Here is a 17,966-nt window from a genome sequence, read left to right as displayed (position 1 = left end):
CCCACCGACCCCGCCCAGCACCCGGCGCACCGTGACCGACGCACCTCTCCCGGAACGCAAAGCAGCAGGACGCGCCACCGCCAACACGCGCCGCTGCCGGAGGTAGCGGCAGTGGGACGTGACGCTGCGGAGATGCGACGCTGCCGCACCTGGACAGGAAAGTGTGCCGTGAACGCTTGAGACGGCTATTGGTGCAGTGAACCCTGACCAACGAACGTCTTGCAACGCATGGGCCGGGGAATGCCCGCCAACGCCTCAGGTGGGGCCTGTGATCGTCCGGCCTGGGGCGGTTTCCGGCGGTCGGCGTGGGCCGGACACTCCGGCCGGGTCTGGGACGCTCGGGGGCTGGATGCGTCCCGGGGGCCTTTGAGAGGGCCGTGGACGGCGCGCGGCCCGGCCGGGGCGTCGGGTGTCCCGGCCGGGCCCTTAAAAGCGCCAGGCGCGTTCTCGTGAGCGTTCCCGCCGTCGCGGGGGTGTGCTCCGCGACGGCGGGGTGGGCTCAGTGCATCGGCATCGGCGTGTCGGCCGTGCTGGTCTCCGGCTTCTTGCGCGGCAGCAGCAGCGCCGGCAGGAACGCCAGGACGAGCAGCCCCGCCGCGTACCAGTACGTGTGCTGGAACGCGTCCGCCATCGGAGGCGCGATCTTCTCCATGACCGCCGGCGGCACCTTCTCGGTGCTGCCGATCTCGCCGCCGCCCGCGCCGCCGAAACCGGCCGCGTCCAGCTTGGACGTGAGCTGGTTGGCGAGCAGCACCGAGATCATCGCGGTGCCGATGGACGCGGACACCTGCTGGATGATGTTCAGCATCGTGCTGGCCCGCGGAACCTCGTCGTGCACGAGCGTCTGGATGGCCGCGGCCATCGTCGGCATCATCGTCATGCCCATGCCGAGGCCCATCACGAACAGCGCCCCGCCGAGCGCCCAGTAGGACGTGTCCGACTCCAGGATCGCGGCGAAGCCCGCGACGGACGCGACCACCACGACCATGCCGAACAGCACGACGCGTCCAGGGCCGATCCGGTCGGTGAGCTTGCCGCCGATGGGCATCGTGATCATCGCGCCGAGCCCTTGCGGGGCCAGCAGCAGACCGGCGTTCATCGCGCCCTCGCCGCGCACCGTCTGGAAGTACAGCGGCAGCAGGAGCATCGCGCCCATGAAGGCGACCATGAACAGCACCATCGTGCCGGACGCGGCCGCCACCGACTTGCGCCGCAGCAGCCGCAGGTCGATCAGCGGGTTGCTCGCGCTCAGCGCCCGGAACACGAACCCGAGCACCAGCACCGCACCGGCGACCGTGAAGATCAGCGGCTCCGTCTTCAGGAAGTCCTTGGACTCGGCGCCCCTTGCCACGCCGTAGATCAGCGACGCCAGGCCGGGCGACAGCAGGATCAGCCCGAGGAAGTCGAGCCGCTCGGTCGGCTTGGGCTCGTCCCGCTTGAGGACCTTGCCCGCCAGCACCAGCGCGATGATGCCGATCGGCAGGTTGATGAAGAAGATCCAACGCCACGACACGTCGTCGACGAGGTAGCCGCCGATGATCGGGCCGAGGATCGGGCCGAGCAGCATCGGCACGCCGACGATGCTCATCACCTGGCCGACCCGCTGCGGGCCCGCCGCCTGGGTCATGATCGTCATCGCGGCGGGCATGATCATGCCGCCGCCCAGGCCCTGCAGCACGCGGAACACGATCAACGACTCCGCCGACCAGGCGAAGCCTGCGAGCGTCGAGCCGACCACGAACAGGCCGATCGAGATCATGTAGAGGCGCTTGGTGCCGAACCTCGCCGAGGCCCAGCCGGTGAGCGGGATCACGGTGGCCAGCGCCAGCGTGTAACCCGTCGCGACCCACTGGATCGTCGCCAGCGAGGTGTTGAACTCCTTGGCCAGGTCGTTGATCGCCACGTTGACGACCGTTACGTCCAGGATCGCCATGATGGCGCCGAGAATGACGACCCCGGCCACGGCGAGCACGCCACGGTCAAGCCCGCCATCGGCTCCGGGCTGCTTCAACGGGCCGTCCGCTGTCGTTGGAGACGCGGGAGCGGTCAACTCTCATCCAATCGTCGGGGCCCGCGCATGCGGGCACGCAGGGACCGTGGGCAGGTTCAAGGGGGTACCGCCGCAAAATACTGCAGCGACTGACACTTTCGCGAACCGTTAAACTCCGCAGGTTCCGGGAGTATTCCAAGGGGGTGCGACAGAACCGCCCTGCTCCACGTCCTTCAGGCTCCGACCTCGACTCCGCTTGAGGTCAACGAAGTGTGACAAACGCGACATCCGACTCCCGCCCTTGCATCACCCCAGGCAGACCACCGCGCGCCCTCAAAACTCAACGCGCGTCTAGGAAACCTTCAACCGCCGCCCCAGCGCCTCCGCCCCCCGCACGTCCTGCCCGGGGCCGATGTGGACGGTGAGCTTGCGGTTGGCCGCCAGTGGCGACAGATCGAGACCAGGTGTGGCACGCGTCAGGTCGAGGACCTTCAGACGCGGTAGGGAGGCGATGGGCCGAAGATCTGTGAGGCGATCACACCCGTTGAGGAACAGCGACCTCAGGGTGGTGAGGCTCCGCAGCGGCTCAAGATCCTGGATCGAGGTCTCCTTAAGGCCGAGGGTCTCCAAACCGGTCAGTGAAGAGAGCGGAGCGAAGTCGGTCACGTGCCTGCATCCGTCGAGCTGGAGGTCCGTCAGGGGGATACCGCCGAGTGGGCTGAGGTCGCTCACCCAGTCGCAGTAGTCCACCCAGAGGGCATGGAGGCCGGGGGCTTGATCCCGGATCGCCTCCAAACCGTCGCCAGCGAGTTTCGAGCCGCTGATGCCCAACGCGCGCAGTCGTCCAAGTAGGGGGAGCAGTATGGTGAGGTCAGTCAGGTGGGAGCAGCCGAACATCGAGAGAGTGGTGAGTTCGGTCTGCCGCCGCAGCGGCGAGTAGTCGACGATGCCTCCAGATTCGGTGAGGAAGAGCCGGTCGAGTGGCGGCAGGCCGTCCAGGACGCCGAGGTTCGTCAGCCCGGGGAACCCGAATCCGAACCCGCGCAGTGCCGGGAGCGAGGGAAGGAGCGCCGGATCCGCCATCGTCCGTCCGGAGAAGAGGTTCAGGGAGACCAGCGTCTCGGCATGCGCGGCGAGGAATCCGAAATCGCTGATCTCCTCCATGTAGACGTACAGATCCGTGAGCGGGGGCAACTTGTCGAGGGCCGCCACCTGCCGGGGCTTGTGGAACAGGGTGAGGTCTGTGGCCGCGGGAGACCGTGCGAGGACCTTCTGGGCGAACTCGTCGGCGTCGAAGTAGTCCCATGCGTTGACCAGCTGCTCTCGTACGCGCGGACGGTTGTCAGAGGCGTACCGCGCCAGGATGTCCAGGGCCGCCGGTCCGTTGATGAGCCAGGCCGCCTGCACCGTCGCCGCCGCGGCCCCCGGGCCGAGACCGTCCAGGGTCTCGGGGAGCCGGGCTAGGACGGGTTCGCCCGCGGTGGCCAGGGAGCGCGCTGAGGCTTCGTTACGGGGCGGGACGAGGTCGTCCAGGCAACGATCGAGGTCTTTGCGAAGGTCGTCCGGGACGGACGGGAGCGTCTCCAAGCAGGCGACGGCGAGCAGTTTCAGGACCCGGACGTGCTTTCCCTCGGCTCGGGCGCGGTCCAGGATGCCGGTGAGGAGTTCATGCCTCAGCGGCTCGTTGGCGTGGCCCGCGGCCATGACGACGGTCTCGCGCCACGTGTCGCGGTGCGCGTTCTGGACGAGGAGCTCCATGTCGCCCAGATCGGCGGCCTGCTTGGCGGTGAGGTACTCCTGGACGGTCCGGTGCACGAAGTCGATGCGTCCCGGCACCGGCTCACGGAGAATGCCGCTGCGCTGGAGCAGTTCGTCCAAGACCGCGCTCGGGGGTACGCCGACCTGCGGCATGGACGCCAGCCGATCGTCCACGAGCCGTTCGACCATCGACTTGGGCAGCTCGACGCGGGCGCTGGTGGAGAGATGCCAGGCGATGTCCTGCAATATGCGGATCTTCTGGTCTCGTTCGAGACTGCTCGGGATGCCGCGCTTGGTGTCCCGTGTTTCCAGAAGCATTTCGAGGGCCGCCGCGTAGAGGCCCATGCGGTTGCGGGGGAGCGCTTCGCGGTCGAGGTTGAGCGCGCACAGCATGGCGGCGAGCAGGGGGCTGGACGCGAGCGTCCGCAGGTGGGGGGCCGCTTCCAGCCGTGCCAGCAGGCGTCCCTCGTACGAGGGCAGTCGTTCCGGCGGGCACGGCAGGTCCGGGCACTCGCGGACGGCGGTGTGCCAGTGTTGGACGAGCGTCCGGACGTCCGCCGGGGTCAGCTGTTCGAGGAAGGCCATCGCGAAACCTTCTGCGCGGAGCCAATCGGAACCTGCGGCGGCCGGACGGGACGTGACCACGATCCGGATGTCGCGGAACTGGGCGACGATGTCTTTCAACCAGGACCTGACGACCTGCCGTTGGGCGATCGTGACCTCGTCCACGCCGTCCACGAGGAGCAGGGCCCGTCCGGATGCCAGGCGGCGGTGCGCCCAGCCGCGCGGCATCAGCCCGGCGAGGTTGCCGGCGACGTCGTCGATGAATTCCTCCGGACGAGGCAGTGGTCCTCCGGCGTGGCTGCGCAGCTTGATGAGGAACGGAACGCACCCGTTCCAGTCGCTCAATGGACCGCAGAACGAGCCCCGCGCGGCCGTGATGGCGAGCCAGCGCAGGAGGGTGCTCTTGCCGCCGCCCGCCTCGCCGCGCAGCAGCATCAGACGCTTATCGCGAAGCGCACTCTCTACCCGCACGGCACCTGGCGTGTCCTCGTCACGCCATTCGCTGACGGGAACGGCCCGTGCCGAGGCGGCTCTGCGAGCGCGTTTTCCATCGTCGGAGACGTTCAGGCTGATGTAGGCGACGCTGAGCGTTGTCTGCGGACGGGTGAACCGCTCGAACCGAACGCCGAACAATTCGAGCGTGTCGAGTGACTCGCTGATCGAAGCCAGGTAGCGGCGGGTGAACTCGTCATCGTCTGACTCGCCTTCGGGAGCATCGAGCGTCCGCACTGGAAGGCGGGCCAAAACGGCGTCCACCTGCTCTGATAGGCCGCTCAGCCGTCCCAACGCTTCGACGGACGCACGCGGCCCGAACTGCGGCAGATGAATGATGATGCGGGCCAGGCAGTCGCAGCATTCGTCCAGCGTGACCTCGTACAGGCGGGCTCCAGCCTCACCCAGCTCGAATTCGGCCCCGCGGACCGACAACCGGGACCGGAGGCCCCGCGCCAGCTTCACGGGATCGGCGTCTGCGGCGAACAGTGCGTCGTCGGAAAGATCGGCTTGCTCAAGCGTTCTGACGACTTCGTGGAGGGCGGCCTGCCGGTCCCCATCGGTGAGGCCGCCGAATTCGTGCCCGGCGAAGGTGAGGATCCGTTCGGCGACCGAATCGGCGATGCCGTCTATCTGCCGGTGGACGCGCCGCCGCTTGATCTCGTCCGGGAACCCGGTCTTGATCAGCTCGATGAGGTCCTTACCGGCTTCGTTCCTGGTGGTGTGCCCGGCGAGCCACCGTCCGACGGCCAACTGCGCGACTGAACCACCTACCCGCAGCGCTGCGACCTCGACGGACACGGATCCCCCAATTCACCCGGAGCGGCCATTATCGCGAGTCAGGGGTGCGCGCGTTCACTCAATGGCCATTGTGCGCTTTCCGGGTGAGCCCGAATTGTCGGCGGAACGTGAACCTAACCTGTGCGCCGCCGTCCGCGCGAGCGAGGCTTGGCGCGGACGCGTGAACGGAGAACAGGGCCCATCGCGACCAGGGGCCGTGCGACGAAACTCTCGGGATCTGCCCACGTCGCAGCCGCTGCACGGCGGGGACGGCCGTTGTCGGCAACGCCCGGCCACCGAGGTGAGGACGACCGGTTCAGGTCGCCTCCTCGCTCGTGGGTTCCTGACATGTTGGGTGACGAAACCGTAGAATCCTGGCCAATCAGACATTTGAGGAGTCGACGATGCCCTCATCCGGTGGCGCTCCCGGCGGCGGCCCGGCCGCGAATCAGCCCTCCCACCTGCCCGACGACGCGCAGGCGCGGGTGCGGACCGATATCCCCTCACCGGCCCGGACGTGGAACTACTGGCTGGGCGGCAAGGACAACTACGAGATCGACCGTGAGGTCGGCGACGCGACCTCCGCGCTGAATCCCGATCTCGTCCCGCTCGCCAGGCAGTCTCGCCAGTTCCTGATCCGCGTCGTCAACTACCTGGTGACCGAGGCGAAGGTCCGCAATTTCCTGGACATCGGCGCCGGGCTGCCCACCGAGTCCAACACCCACGAGATCGCCCAGCGGGCCGCTCCCGAAACGCGTGTCGTGTACGTCGACAACGACCCCATGGTCCTCGTGCACGCCCGCGCGTTGATGCGCGGCACGACACCGGAGGGCGTCACCGAATACTTGGACGCCGATTATCACCATCCCCAGCAAATCCTGGCGGAGGCGGCGAACGTTCTGAACTTCAGCCAGCCGATCGCGGTGATGTTCATGGGCGTGCTGGGATTCTGCCAGGAGTACGGGACGGTCAAGCGGATCGTGGACGAGACGATGGCGGGCGTTCCGTCGGGCAGCTACCTGGTGCTCTGGGATTGCACGGACACGTCCGAGGCCGCCAAGCGCGGCACCGAGAAATACGCCGAATCCGGGACCCTGCCGTACAACCTGCGAAGTGTCGAGCAACTCGACGCACTCTTCGACGGCTTGGAGAAAGTCGACCCGGGGATGGTCTCCATCTCGCAGTGGCGGCCCGACCAGGCCGGTGAACCCGTCCACGTCGATGGGTACGGCGCGGTGGCCCGGAAGCCCTGACCTCCGGGCGGGACGAAAACCTGTTGGGTCGCCGGTCGCCGCATGGCGATACTGCGCCGATGGACCTCGATGAAGCCGCCCGGCAATGGCGGCAGGACGGATTCGTCATCCTGCCCGGCTACCTCTCCGAGGAGGCCCTGCGTCCGGCGGTCGACGAGCTTGAGCTGCTGTTTCCGTCCGCTCAGGGCTTCCACGACGGAACCGATTCCCGCCGAGAGCGATTTCTCGGGGACGAGTTCGCCGGAATCGACAGCTTCCCGTTCGAGTCGACCCAGATCAGCCTGCTGGCGGTGCACGACGACCTGATCCGATTGGCCGAGAAACTGCTAGGCGGAAACGACCTGCGCCTTTACTCGGCCGAGGCGTGGGCCAAATACACCGGAGCGGCCGACTACGACCAGGACCTCCACCGCGACTACCTCGCCCACACCGTGCTCGTGCCCAGCACGGCGGACGAGTACCGGCAGTTGGAGATGTTCATCTTCCTGGTGGACGTGCCCGAAGACCTGGGGCCGCCGCACCTCGTCCCGAAAACCCACACCGCGAATCTGGCCGCCAAGCCGAACTGGTACCCAAGGCAAACCCTCAACGTTCCCGAGGAGACAGGGTTCGTTGCCGAAAGCCCCCCGCACCTCTACGACCAGGAAGTGTCGGCCGCCGGGCCCGCCGGAACCGTCGTGGCCTTTGACCTCGGCACCTTCCATCGCGGCACGGGACTGACCCGTCCGGGCGGCGCGCGCTATTCGATGCACGTCAATTACCGGCGCGCCGCCGCGGAATGGGGGAATCGGCATGCGTGGGCCGACCGCAGCCACGAACCGGCCTGGTACCGCTTCGTCGCGCAAGCCGACCCACGCCAGCTCGAACTCTTCGGATTCCCGCCGCCCGGCCACCCGTACTGGACGGCCGAGACCCTCGCCGGAGTCGCACTCCGCTACCCCGGCCTCGACATGGCCCCTTGGCGAGAAACCGTCAGCCCTTGATCACTCGATGGTGCCGCCGAGGTTGAACCACTGAGACCAGCCGTCACTGGACCGCCACCGGAGCTGGTACAGGTTGCTGTTACCGCCACGGACGAACACGTGGAGCTCGTCCCCGCTGGTGCGCCATGCCGCGCCCGGGCTGGAGGTCAGACCGCCGCCGAGGTTGACCCAGTCGGTCCAGCCCCCATTGGACGTCCAGTACTTCTGGTAGAGGTAGTTGCTTCCGCCGCGCACGAGAACGTCGAGCCGGTTAGGCCCGCGCCAGGTCGCACTCGGCGCAGAGGTGAGCCCGCCGCCGAGGTTGAACCACCCGGCCCAGCCCTCGCTCGACCGCCACCGGAGCTGCTCCAGGCTGTGGCTCCCGCCCCGCCCGAAGACGTGCAGCTCATCAACGTTGGTACGCCATGCAGCGCTCGGCCCGGAGGTCAGACCGCCGCCGAGGTTGACCCAGTCGGACCAGCCCCCATTCGAGGTCCAGTACTTCTGGTACAAGTTGTTGCTTCCGCCGCGCACGAACACGTCCAACCGGTTGGCGCCGTGCCAGGTCGCACTCGGGCCGGACGTCAGACCGCCACCCAGGTTGAACCACTCCGACCAGCCCTCGCTCGACCGCCAGCGCCGCTGGTACAGGTTGTTGTTCCCGCCGCGGACGAACACGTGCAGCTCGTTGTCGCCGGCCCGCCATGCCGCCGTGACCTGGCCCGAGGTCAGACCGCCGCCGAGGTTGACCCAGTCGGACCAGCCTCCGTTGGACGTCCAGTACTTCTGGTACAGGTTGCTGTTTCCACCACGGACGAACACGTCCAGCCGATTCCCGCCGTGCTGCCACGTGACGCCGGGAGCGACGTCCTCGTCGGCAAGCATGTAAGAGCCGGTGGGCGTGGCGGCGCCGGTCGCGTGGGCCGAAGTCACGAATTGAGCGGACGCGGCAAGAAGTACGGCTGTGCAGAACGCGACAAACTGACGAATCGGCACGGATTTTCGGATCCTCACACGTCCCCCTTGGGAGCGAATGGTGGTGAGTGAGCTGCCAGCGATTGCACCACCTCTTTGGGATGGGCGATAGGAACGACATCGATATTGACCTAGATCGGTCAAATCAGTCGAATGGGATTTTGACCGTTCCGAGGGGCGCTCACCTGCGGATCTCGAACGAGACCGCGTGGCCCTCGCCGCGCCGTTCGACGTCCCACGACGCGGCCAGGAACGCGACGACGAGCAGTCCCCGGCCGCCCTCCGCCATCTCGTCCACCCGGGCCAGGTGCGGGACGGAGTCGGCGCCCCCGTCGTCGATCACCGTGACCTGGACGACCTTCTCCGAGTGACCCACCTCCACCCGGATCTGCCCGTCCTTCCCGGACTTCGTGTAACGCAGCGCGTTGGTGATGAGCTCGGTCATGCAGAGTGAGGCGTCACCCAGTGCGGGGTGCTTGCCCAGGACGTCCTGGAGCCACTGCCGCGCGTGGGCGGTCGCCCGCTCCATGCCCGGCAACAGAAGCGCGTCGAACCTCAGGGTCGGGACCGTCACTACTCCACTCCTTCCGGATCACTGTGTCCGAAAAGAATGTGCTGGACGTCACAGCCCAAGTGATGCGTTCACGTGCCTCGTCCCAAGGTCCAAAGGCACATGTGCCCCAGTCACTTTTGACTGGGACACATTGGCCAACTTGGCGGACAACCTTCACTGATTACGCACCGTCAGGTAAGGATTACGTCATGGACAACCCGCAGCGCCCGACTATGCGAAGCCGCAAGCTCGGCACGATGCTGCGCGAGCTGCGGGAGAGCCGTGACCTCACCCTCCAGAAGGCGGCCCGCCTGCTGAACCGGACGCCGTCCTCCCTCAGCAAGCTGGAGACGGGGAAGCGCGGCATCCGCCGCCCAGCCCTGGAGCACATGCTCGACCGCTACGAACTCACCGACCCCGACCACCGCAAGGCCATCTACGCCCTTGCCCGCCGCTCCTCCGAACGAGGCTGGTGGCACCGCTACGAAGGGAAAATCTCACCCTCAATGCTCGACTACATCTCCCTGGAAGCCGACGCTGAGGCGATCAAGAGCTTCCAACTCCATCTCATCCCCGGCCTTCTACAGACCGAGGACTATGTCCGCGCCAACATGGCCAGCGGCGTATCCCAAGGCAGGACGCTGGACGTCGACGGATTGGTCGATATCCGCATGCGTCGTCAGCAGGTCCTCTTTGGGGAGAACCCACCCCATCTATGGGCCATCGTGAGCGAAGCCGCGCTGCACCAGCAGTTCGGTGGTCCCGACGTGATGAAGGCGCAGCTCAGACGATTGATTGAGCTTTCTCTCCTCCCGAATGTGACCCTCCAGATCCTCCCGTTCTCCGCAGGTGCTCACCCGGGGCTCAACGGCTCTTTCACCACGCTTACGACCAAGGAGCTCTCAGTAGTCTTGGTGGAGAACCTGACCAGCGGCTGGTACCTGGAGCAAGCGGACGACATCCGTCGGCACAATGTGGTCTTCGATCACCTCAGAGCTGTCGCCCTATCTCCGTCCGATTCACGTTCACTGATCGAACGGCTAGTGTCAGAGGCATGACCAGTCAGCAGTTCGTCTTCTCCTCATGGCGCAAGAGCAGCCACAGCGGAAATGAAGGACAGGAGTGCGTTGAGGTCGCCGCGTTCTGGCGTAAGAGCAGTCACAGCGGCAGCGAGGGGCAGATGTGTGTCGAGGTGGCCGCGCTGACAAGCGAAGGCGTGGCGCTACGCGACTCCAAGGACACGGAGGAGCAGATGCTCGCCATCGCGCCGTCCGCGTGGACGTCCCTCCTCACCGACATCAAGGGCGGCTCGCTCGACCTGACCCCCTGACCTGCAAGCTCCTGATGGGGACGGCCGAATCTCGGCCGTCCCCTTTCTTTTTGACCGCAGGTGTTTAGTGTCAAAGGCATGATCAGGCAGGAGTTCGTCTTCTCCTCATGGCGCAAGAGCGGGCCACGGCCTGGGAGGACGAGGCCAACGTCGAGATAGCACCCCGGCTCGGGCTGCCGCACCTGCCGGTCGTGAACTGGCCGGATGCGTCCGACGCGCGTGAACGCCTGGACCAGGGGTTCGGGCTCGGCTGGAAACCCGTGCTCCGGTGAACTGGGCGGCCGGACGCCCGTTCGCCTGGGTCGACGACCAGATCACCGACGCCGATCGCGACTGGGTCTCCGCGCACCATGACGGCCCGGCTCTCCTCCGCCACATCGAGCCGTCCCGAGGGCTCGCCGACGAAGATCTCACAGCCCTCGATCAATGGCTTCGGGTTCTCACTCCCGGTTAGGACCAGGTGATCGGGCCGAGGTTGTAGTGCTTGTTGAAGTCCGGTGACGGGTCATCTTGGAACTGAACGTCCTTGCCGTAGGGCGGGTCGTCGTACTGCACTGCCGTCATGGGGCGAGAACGCGAGGACACGCCGAGCACGCAGGTCTTCCATTCGGCGCCCTTGCGACCGAACTCGTCGAGATCGGGAGGGTTCCCTTCCCGGCAGCCCGGCAGCCCCTCCTCACCGAGCATGGTGACGGCGGGACCCCAGTCGCCGAAATCGCCGCCGAGTCGCGGCGTGCCCGGGGAGAACGCGTTGCCGCTCTCGTTGGTGATGGTGACCTTGGCGTGGTAGGCGATGTGGCGCTTCAGGAGCGCCCTGTCTTCTTCGTCGAAGTTGCCCCGGACCCGCGAACCCGGGGTCGTCCGGATGCGGTGCACGACGATGCCGAGTACGCCCTCGGTGTAGACCTTCTGCAAGGGGTGGTACTCGCGGACGGGGACGATCGCCTTCTCGCCGAATCGCAGCCGCGTCCCGGGCCGGGTCATTTCATCGGTGAGCCGGAGCGGCCCGGTCGGAATCGCGGTGGTCCCGAATGTCGGTGCCGGCGTGGCGGGGTGCGATGGTGCGGTGGGCGTGGCGGGGGCCGCGGACGGTTCGCCGGTCTCACCCGCGGAACAGCCCGCCAGCATCAGCCAGGAGATCAAAACGATGGCATGGCCGCGCATAGACGAAGTATCTCCGAATGCCATCGGGACCGGTCCTGCGTCACGGGCGGGTTGCTCGATCGCGGCGGTGGATCGTCAAGGCCCAGGTGAGGCAGGCGAAGGCGGTTGTCGTCGCCAGGGCGCGGACGGTGTTCCAGACGGTCCACGTCGACTCGTCCAGTTGGGCGCGGGCGGCGGCGTAGTCGGCGTCGGTGGTGAGCGGTGCGGCGTCCATGATCTTGTCGTTCAGAGGGAGGTGGACGGCGTAGGTGACCATGTGAGCCACCAGGTAGAACGCGAGTGCCGCGCCGATCCAGATCAGGGTCCGCCGGTGCTCGGCGCGCAGGTGGAGGACGACGGAGAGGCCGATGAACAGCAGCGCTCCCAGGAACTCCACGCCTAGGAACAGCGGATTCTCGATCGCGTCGTTGAGTGCGCGGAAGGCCGTCACGAAAGTGCGGTCGTCGGTGTCGCCCAGGCCGGGCATGACCGTGTTCGACCAGTCGGTGAAGACGCCCGCGGTCAGGCCGGTCGTGATGGTGGCGATGATCAGGCTTGCGGTTCTCATGCGTCAAGCAAATCGGGGTGGACCGGGATCAGCCATGCTTGAAAAGCTCGGGTCCATTCGTGTCCGTCTAACGTGTCCGGGTGGACGAGTGCACATTCTGCGGGATCGTCGCCGGGCGGCTGCCGTCCCACCGTGTTCTTGAGGACGAGCACACCGTCGCGTTCCTCGACATCGCCCCGGCCTCGCCGGGGCACACGCTGGTCGTGCCGCGTGAGCACGCCGCCGACGTGTGGACGATCTCCGAGGCCGCCCACGCGCACGTCGCCCGTATGGTGCATCGGGTCGCCGCGCTGGTGAAGGCCGCCCTGGTTCCGGACGGGCTGAACATCGTGCACTCCACCGGCCGGGCCGCCTGGCAGGAGGTCTTCCACTTCCACACGCATGTGGTCCCGCGCCTGGACGGTGATGATCTGCGGCCCATGTGGAGCTCCGAGGTCGCGGCGGGGCCGGACCTCGAGCGGACCCTGGAACTGATCGCCGCAGTGCGCTGACAGGCGGCGCTCAGGATTCGGTGAGTATCAGGGTGGCCACTCGTAGGACGGCGTCCCACGGCCGCGAGGAAGGTCCGCTTCGCTTGGCCGGGCATCGGCTCCCCTCTCTGGGGCGGACGTTCCGGAACCGGCAGCCCATCCGGGGCGGCCCTGGCCGGGGACCTCGCGCTTTCGACATATCGGGCGGGGCGTGGCACGATTTCGCAGGTGAGCAGCAGATCAGCGGAGGCGCAGCGGCTGAGCGACCTCGCCTTGCTGCGTCGCGTCCGCGACCGGATCGACCGCGAGTACCAGAAGCCGCTGGACGTCGAGGCGCTCGCGCGCGGCGTGAACATTTCGGCCGGGCATCTCAGCCGCCAGTTCAAGCTCGCCTACGGCGAGTCACCGTACGGGTACCTGATGACACGGCGCATCGAGCGCGCGATGGCGCTGCTCCGCCGTGGCGACCTCAGCGTCACCGAGGTCTGCTTCGAGGTCGGGTGCTCCTCGCTCGGCACGTTCAGCACCCGGTTCACCGAGCTGGTGGGCGTCCCGCCGAGCGTGTACCGGCGGGAGCAGGCGGCCGCGACGGCGGGGATGGCGCCGTGCGTCGCCAAGCGGGTCACGCGACCGATCAGGAATCGAGAAGCACAGGTCACCGAGCCGCAGCTAGCGTGACGGGCATGGACATCACCATTCACCAGACCTTCCTTCCGCACGCCGACCCGGACGCGTCGCTGGCCTTCTACCGCGACACGCTCGGATTCGAGGTCCGCAACGACGTCGGTTACGGCGGGATGCGCTGGATCACGGTCGGGCCCGCGGGCCAGCCCGGCACGTCGATCGTCCTGGAGCCGCCGGTCGTGGAGGGCTGCGGCATCACCGAGGACGAGGGCCGCATGATCACCGAGATGATGGCGAAGGGCACGTACGCGGGCATCAACCTCGCCACCCCTGATCTCGACGAGACGTTCGCGAAGCTGGAGGCGAGCGGGGCTGAGGTCGTCCAGGAGCCGACCGAGCAGCCGTACGGCGTGCGCGACTGCGCTTTCCGCGACCCGGCGGGGAACCTGCTGCGCATCCAGGAGCAGCGCTGAGCCGCACGGCCTGACCTGCGTGGACGGGGCCGCCGCCGAGACCGGAGGCGGCCCTCACCCGAGCCGGGGCGCTTCTGCGGCAGGGGCGGCATTCCGGACGTATCCTTCGGAGTCGGCGGGCTCGCGACAGGCGGCGCCGACGGAGACCGCGGAGGGCGGCTCCACCTGAGAGATGGAGACACGATGAGCAAGACCAGGGGGACGGAGGCGGAGTCGCCTGCGGAGCACATCGCCGACCGCCACGACCTGATCCGCGTGCACGGCGCGCGGGTGAACAACCTCAAGGACGTCAGCGTCGAGATCCCGAAGCGCCGGCTGACGGTGTTCACCGGCGTCTCCGGCTCCGGCAAGAGCTCGCTGGTGTTCGACACGATCGCCGCCGAGTCGCAGCGGATGATCAACGAGACGTACAGCGCGTTCGTGCAGGGGTTCATGCCGACGATGGCGCGTCCCGAGGCGGACCTGCTTGAGGGGCTGACGACGGCGATCATCGTCGACCAGGAGCGGCTGGGCGCCAACCCCCGCTCCACCGTCGGCACCGTCACCGACGCCAACGCGATGCTGCGGCTGCTGTTCAGCCGGCTCGGGCAGCCGCACATCGGGCCGCCGAACGCGTTCTCCTTCAACGTCCCGTCGGTGAAGGCGGCCGGGGCGATCACCGTCGAGCGCGGCGACGGCGCCAAGGCCGAGAAGGTGACCTTCAGCCGGGCGGGCGGCATGTGCCCGCGGTGCGAGGGCCGGGGTTCGGTCTCCGACATCGACCTGCGCCGGCTCGTGGACGACTCCAAGTCGCTCCGCGAGGGCGCGATCACCATCCCCGGGTACAAGGCGGACGGCTGGTCGGTGCGGTTCATCATCAACACCGGCTACTTCGACCCGGACAAGCCGGTCCGCGACTACACCGACCAGGAGCGCCACGACCTGTTCTTCCGCGAGCCGGTCAAGATCAAGGTCGACAACGCGAACCTGACCTACGAGGGTCTGGTGCCGCGCGTCAAGAAGTCGTTCCTGTCCAAGGACAAGGAGGCGATGCAGCCGCACATCCGCGCGTTCGTGGAGCGGGCGGTCACCTTCACCTCCTGCCCCGACTGCGGCGGGACGCGGCTCGCGGAGGCGGCGCGGTCCTCGAAGATCAAGGGGATCAACATCGCAGACGCGTGCGCGATGCAGATCAGCGACCTGTCCGACTGGGTCCGCGCGCTGGACGAGCCGTCGGTCGCGCCGCTGCTCGCCACGCTGCAGGGCACGCTCGACTCGTTCGTGGAGATCGGGCTCGGCTACCTGTCGCTCGACCGGCCGTCCGGGACGCTGTCGGGCGGCGAGGCGCAGCGCACCAAGCTGATCCGGCACCTCGGCTCCGCGCTGACCGACGTCACGTACGTCTTCGACGAGCCGACCATCGGGCTGCACCCGCACGACATCCAGCGGATGAACGAGCTGCTGCAGCGCCTGCGCGACAAGGGCAACACGGTCCTGGTCGTGGAGCACAAGCCGGAGACGATCGCGATCGCCGATCACGTCGTCGACCTCGGCCCCGGGGCCGGGACGGCGGGCGGCACCGTCTGCTACGAGGGGTCCGTCGAGGATCTGCGCGGGTCCGACACGCTCACCGGACGGCACCTGGACGACCGGGCCGTGATCAAGGAGACGGTGCGCAAGCCGTCCGGGGCGCTGGAGATCCGCGGGGCGAACGCCCACAACCTCCAGGACGTGGACGTCGACATCCCGCTCGGGGTGCTCTGCGTGGTCACGGGTGTCGCGGGCTCCGGCAAGAGCTCGCTGATCAACGGCTCGGTGTCCGGGCGGGACGGGGTCATCACCGTCGACCAGGCCCCGATCCGCGGTTCGCGGCGCAGCAACCCGGCGACGTACACGGGTCTGCTCGACCCGATCCGCAAGGCGTTCGCGAAGGCCAACGGCGTGCAGGCGTCGCTGTTCAGCGCCAACTCCGAGGGCGCGTGCCCCGCCTGCAACGGCGCCGGTGTCATCTACACCGAGCTCGGGTTCATGGACGGCGTCACCACCACCTGCGAGGACTGCGAGGGCAAGCGGTTCGAGGCGTCGGTGCTCGACTACCACCTCGGCGGCCGCGACATCAGCGAGGTGCTCGCGATGTCGGTCGCGGAGGCCGAGGAGTTCTTCGGCTCCGGTGACGCGCGCACCCCGGCCGCCCACAAGATCCTCGCCCAGATGGACGCCGTCGGGCTCGGCTACCTCAAGCTCGGGCAGCCGCTGACCACGCTGTCCGGCGGCGAGCGGCAGCGGCTCAAGCTCGCCACGCACATGGGCGAGAAGGGCGGCGTCTACATCCTGGACGAGCCGACCACCGGCCTGCACCTCGCCGACGTCGAGCAGCTGCTCGCGATGCTCGACCGGCTCGTCGACTCCGGCAAGTCGGTCATCGTGATCGAGCACCACCAGGCGGTCATGGCACACGCCGACTGGATCATCGACCTCGGGCCGGGTGCCGGTCACGACGGCGGCAAGGTCGTCTTCGAGGGCACGCCCGCCGATCTGGTGGCCGCCCGCTCCACCCTCACCGGCGAGCACCTCGCCGAGTACGTCGGCCGCTGATCGATCCGGCCGGACGCGGGGCCGCCTCCTTCGTGGAGGCGGCCCCGCGCGCGTTCATGCGGCCGGGCCGTGGTCGAAGGTGAAGCGCGGGCCCGGAAGGCCGCTCGGCTCGGGCGGCGGGGCTTCGCGGACGCGGCGCCGCATGCCGAGGTCCCCGGCGACCTCGTTGCGGAGCCGGGGGAGCAGCGCGTAGAGGGCGTCGCCGGGGCAGGCGGTGGTGTTGTAGTCGCGGTGCCCGACGATGGCGGCGTGCGGGTCGAGGCCGTGGACGCCGCACAGCCAGGCGCAGGTCGCGACGAGGGCGTCCCACAGCGCGGCGGTGGGCTCCTCGGTCATGTAGGTGCCCTCGTTCTCGATGCCGATCGTGTGGTCGTTGTGCCCGAGCGTCTGCGCGCCGACGACGAGGTCACCGGCGCCGATGGCGGCGAGGCTGCGGTTGCGTCCCTCCATGAGGTGGCCGCCGCGGCTGATGGTGAGCTGCTGCCCGGCGTCCTCCCAGCCGTTGGTGTCCATGTGGAAGTTCTGGATCGCCCGGGACAGGGTGAACGCGTGCTCCAGCGACAGGTCGGTGGCGTTCGCCGAGGCGGTGTGGTGGACGACGATGTGGTCGGGAGCGCGGTTCAGCACGGTCGCCGCCGCCTTGGGCGGACGGGCGGACCACTCGGCGCGGGTGTACCGGCGGGGCACGGCCCGCGCCGGCGCGGCGGACGCGGTGGGCGGGCGGCCGAGCAGCAGGCCGCCCATGGCGGCGGCGGTGGCGCTTCCGAGCAGGCCACGTCGGGTGATGGGAATGTTGGCGGGCACGAGCGGCTCCCCTCTAGGTGTCGATCGGCCGGGGCTGCCGATCCTGGGTGAGATCCGGCGTCACCACAACCCCGCCGCCGCAGAAGGAATCAGTTCGTGGTGCGAACTGTGGGTATGCTGGTCGCGTGGGCAACGAGGATGGTGAGCGGATCGGGGTCGTGAGCGCGCTGGTGCAGAGCGCGTTCCTGGTCAATGCGGTGTATGCGGAGTCGGCTCGGGAGCACGGCATCACGTCGCAGCAGGGCGTGCTGCTCTGCGTGCTGATGATGCGGCCGCGCGGGATGGGCGAGCTCGGCGCGATGCTCGGGCTGGCCAAGTCGAGCCTGACCGGCCTGGTCGACCGGACGGAGCGGAACGGCCTGGTCCAGCGCGAATCCGACCCGGACGACGCGCGCGCGGTGCGGGTCGCGCTGACTCCGCGTGGTCGCAAGCTCATCGATGAGTTCTATCCCGAGACGTGCCGGCGGGTCGAGCGGCTCGCCGAGGGTCTCGGCGACGCCGAACGGGACGCGCTCGCCGAGGTGCTGGGCCGCGTCGTCCGCGACAACGAGGTCCCGGTGGTGTTCATGGAACCGGGCGAGGGGCCGTTCTCCAAGCACTGACTCCGCGAATAGAGGTTGAAGTTCGGAGTACGAACTAATATGGTTCGTAGT

The 17,966-nt window shown here is 68.0% G+C and carries 17 protein-coding genes; 10 read left to right on the top strand and 7 right to left on the bottom strand.

What is annotated here, in order from left to right:
- Positions 1–499: 499 nt before the first annotated feature.
- Entirely contained in the window at positions 500–2,011 is a 1,512-nt protein-coding gene (locus E1264_RS11270) for a DHA2 family efflux MFS transporter permease subunit (RefSeq protein ID WP_243710867.1), read from the bottom strand.
- Between the two features lie 330 nt (positions 2,012–2,341).
- Positions 2,342–5,557, bottom strand: coding sequence for an NACHT domain-containing protein (locus tag E1264_RS11265; RefSeq protein WP_132172376.1), 3,216 nt, complete (start codon positions 5,555–5,557; stop codon positions 2,342–2,344).
- Positions 5,558–5,988: 431 nt separating this feature from the next.
- Between E1264_RS11265 and E1264_RS11260 the strand changes: the two genes are divergently transcribed.
- Together E1264_RS11260 and E1264_RS11255 are read left to right on the top strand one after the other, a co-directional pair.
- Positions 5,989–6,837, top strand: a complete 849-nt coding sequence (locus E1264_RS11260; RefSeq protein ID WP_132172374.1) for an SAM-dependent methyltransferase — start codon at positions 5,989–5,991, stop codon at positions 6,835–6,837.
- A 23-nt stretch (positions 6,838–6,860) separates the two neighbouring features.
- Positions 6,861–7,820, top strand: a complete 960-nt coding sequence (locus tag E1264_RS11255; RefSeq protein WP_132172372.1) for a phytanoyl-CoA dioxygenase family protein — start codon at positions 6,861–6,863, stop codon at positions 7,818–7,820.
- On the opposite strand, the gene E1264_RS11250 is transcribed toward E1264_RS11255, so the two are convergent.
- Positions 7,821–8,732 (bottom strand): carbohydrate-binding protein, encoded by a 912-nt coding sequence (locus E1264_RS11250; RefSeq protein ID WP_132172370.1) that lies wholly within the window; start codon positions 8,730–8,732, stop codon positions 7,821–7,823. It abuts the gene before it with no gap.
- A gap of 223 nt (positions 8,733–8,955) precedes the next feature.
- On the bottom strand, positions 8,956–9,348 hold the full coding sequence (locus E1264_RS11245; RefSeq protein WP_132172368.1) for an ATP-binding protein: 393 nt from the start codon (positions 9,346–9,348) through the stop codon (positions 8,956–8,958).
- A 188-nt stretch (positions 9,349–9,536) separates the two neighbouring features.
- Here E1264_RS11245 and E1264_RS11240 point away from each other — a divergent pair, with 188 nt between their 5' ends.
- The 3 genes from E1264_RS11240 to E1264_RS45245 all read left to right on the top strand — a co-directional run bounded on the left by E1264_RS11240 (position 9,537) and on the right by E1264_RS45245 (position 10,929).
- On the top strand, positions 9,537–10,385 hold the full coding sequence (locus E1264_RS11240) for a helix-turn-helix transcriptional regulator (RefSeq protein WP_165964124.1): 849 nt from the start codon (positions 9,537–9,539) through the stop codon (positions 10,383–10,385).
- Positions 10,382–10,657 carry a DUF397 domain-containing protein gene (locus tag E1264_RS11235; RefSeq protein WP_132172364.1) on the top strand — a complete coding sequence of 92 codons (276 nt, stop codon included), beginning with the start codon at positions 10,382–10,384 and terminating at the stop codon, positions 10,655–10,657. Before E1264_RS11240 ends, E1264_RS11235 begins: the two co-directional genes overlap by 4 nt.
- A 107-nt stretch (positions 10,658–10,764) precedes the next feature.
- Entirely contained in the window at positions 10,765–10,929 is a 165-nt protein-coding gene (locus tag E1264_RS45245) for a hypothetical protein (protein WP_243710866.1), read from the top strand.
- 178 nt (positions 10,930–11,107) lie between these two features.
- Here the strand turns inward: E1264_RS45245 and E1264_RS11225 are convergent, their stop codons facing one another.
- The gene (locus E1264_RS11225; protein WP_132172362.1) at positions 11,108–11,641 is read right to left on the bottom strand and encodes a hypothetical protein; all 534 of its coding nucleotides are present in this window, start codon (positions 11,639–11,641) and stop codon (positions 11,108–11,110) included.
- Between the two features lie 220 nt (positions 11,642–11,861).
- Positions 11,862–12,368 (bottom strand): anthrone oxygenase family protein, encoded by a 507-nt coding sequence (locus tag E1264_RS11220; protein WP_132172360.1) that lies wholly within the window; start codon positions 12,366–12,368, stop codon positions 11,862–11,864.
- Between the two features lie 80 nt (positions 12,369–12,448).
- Here E1264_RS11220 and E1264_RS11215 point away from each other — a divergent pair, with 80 nt between their 5' ends.
- From E1264_RS11215 to E1264_RS11200, 4 genes are all read left to right on the top strand, one after another.
- Positions 12,449–12,859, top strand: coding sequence for an HIT family protein (locus tag E1264_RS11215; RefSeq protein ID WP_132172358.1), 411 nt, complete (start codon positions 12,449–12,451; stop codon positions 12,857–12,859).
- 207 nt (positions 12,860–13,066) lie between these two features.
- Entirely contained in the window at positions 13,067–13,516 is a 450-nt protein-coding gene (locus E1264_RS11210; protein WP_132172356.1) for a helix-turn-helix transcriptional regulator, read from the top strand.
- Between the two features lie 5 nt (positions 13,517–13,521).
- The gene (locus E1264_RS11205; protein ID WP_132172354.1) at positions 13,522–13,935 is read left to right on the top strand and encodes a VOC family protein; all 414 of its coding nucleotides are present in this window, start codon (positions 13,522–13,524) and stop codon (positions 13,933–13,935) included.
- A 183-nt stretch (positions 13,936–14,118) separates the two neighbouring features.
- Entirely contained in the window at positions 14,119–16,509 is a 2,391-nt protein-coding gene (locus tag E1264_RS11200; RefSeq protein WP_132172352.1) for an excinuclease ABC subunit UvrA, read from the top strand.
- A gap of 54 nt (positions 16,510–16,563) precedes the next feature.
- Here the strand turns inward: E1264_RS11200 and E1264_RS11195 are convergent, their stop codons facing one another.
- Positions 16,564–17,253, bottom strand: a complete 690-nt coding sequence (locus E1264_RS11195) for a peptidoglycan recognition family protein (protein WP_132172392.1) — start codon at positions 17,251–17,253, stop codon at positions 16,564–16,566.
- Positions 17,254–17,438: 185 nt separating this feature from the next.
- On the opposite strand from E1264_RS11195, the gene E1264_RS11190 reads away from it, so the two are divergent.
- Positions 17,439–17,915 carry a MarR family transcriptional regulator gene (locus tag E1264_RS11190; RefSeq protein ID WP_243710865.1) on the top strand — a complete coding sequence of 159 codons (477 nt, stop codon included), beginning with the start codon at positions 17,439–17,441 and terminating at the stop codon, positions 17,913–17,915.
- Positions 17,916–17,966: the final 51 nt, after the last annotated feature.

This window comes from Actinomadura sp. KC216 (assembly GCF_004348535.1).
Taxonomy (GTDB): Bacteria; Actinomycetota; Actinomycetes; order Streptosporangiales; family Streptosporangiaceae; genus Spirillospora.
This window is presented reverse-complemented; position numbering and strand designations above follow the sequence as displayed.

Bases quoted from the DNA above. Each gene is read 5' to 3' on its own strand.
- E1264_RS11235 (WP_132172364.1), top strand. From the start codon at position 10,382: ATGACCAGTCAGCAGTTCGTCTTCTCCTCATGGCGCAAGAGCAGCCAC.
- E1264_RS11225 (WP_132172362.1), bottom strand. From the start codon at position 11,641: ATGACCCGGCCCGGGACGCGGCTGCGATTCGGCGAGAAGGCGATCGTC.
- E1264_RS11195 (WP_132172392.1), bottom strand. From the start codon at position 17,253: ATGGGCGGCCTGCTGCTCGGCCGCCCGCCCACCGCGTCCGCCGCGCCG.
- E1264_RS11200 (WP_132172352.1), top strand. From the start codon at position 14,119: ATGAGCAAGACCAGGGGGACGGAGGCGGAGTCGCCTGCGGAGCACATC.
- E1264_RS45245 (WP_243710866.1), top strand. From the start codon at position 10,765: ATGGCGCAAGAGCGGGCCACGGCCTGGGAGGACGAGGCCAACGTCGAG.
- E1264_RS11220 (WP_132172360.1), bottom strand. From the start codon at position 12,368: ATGAGAACCGCAAGCCTGATCATCGCCACCATCACGACCGGCCTGACC.
- E1264_RS11205 (WP_132172354.1), top strand. From the start codon at position 13,522: ATGGACATCACCATTCACCAGACCTTCCTTCCGCACGCCGACCCGGAC.
- E1264_RS11260 (WP_132172374.1), top strand. From the start codon at position 5,989: ATGCCCTCATCCGGTGGCGCTCCCGGCGGCGGCCCGGCCGCGAATCAG.
- E1264_RS11240 (WP_165964124.1), top strand. From the start codon at position 9,537: ATGGACAACCCGCAGCGCCCGACTATGCGAAGCCGCAAGCTCGGCACG.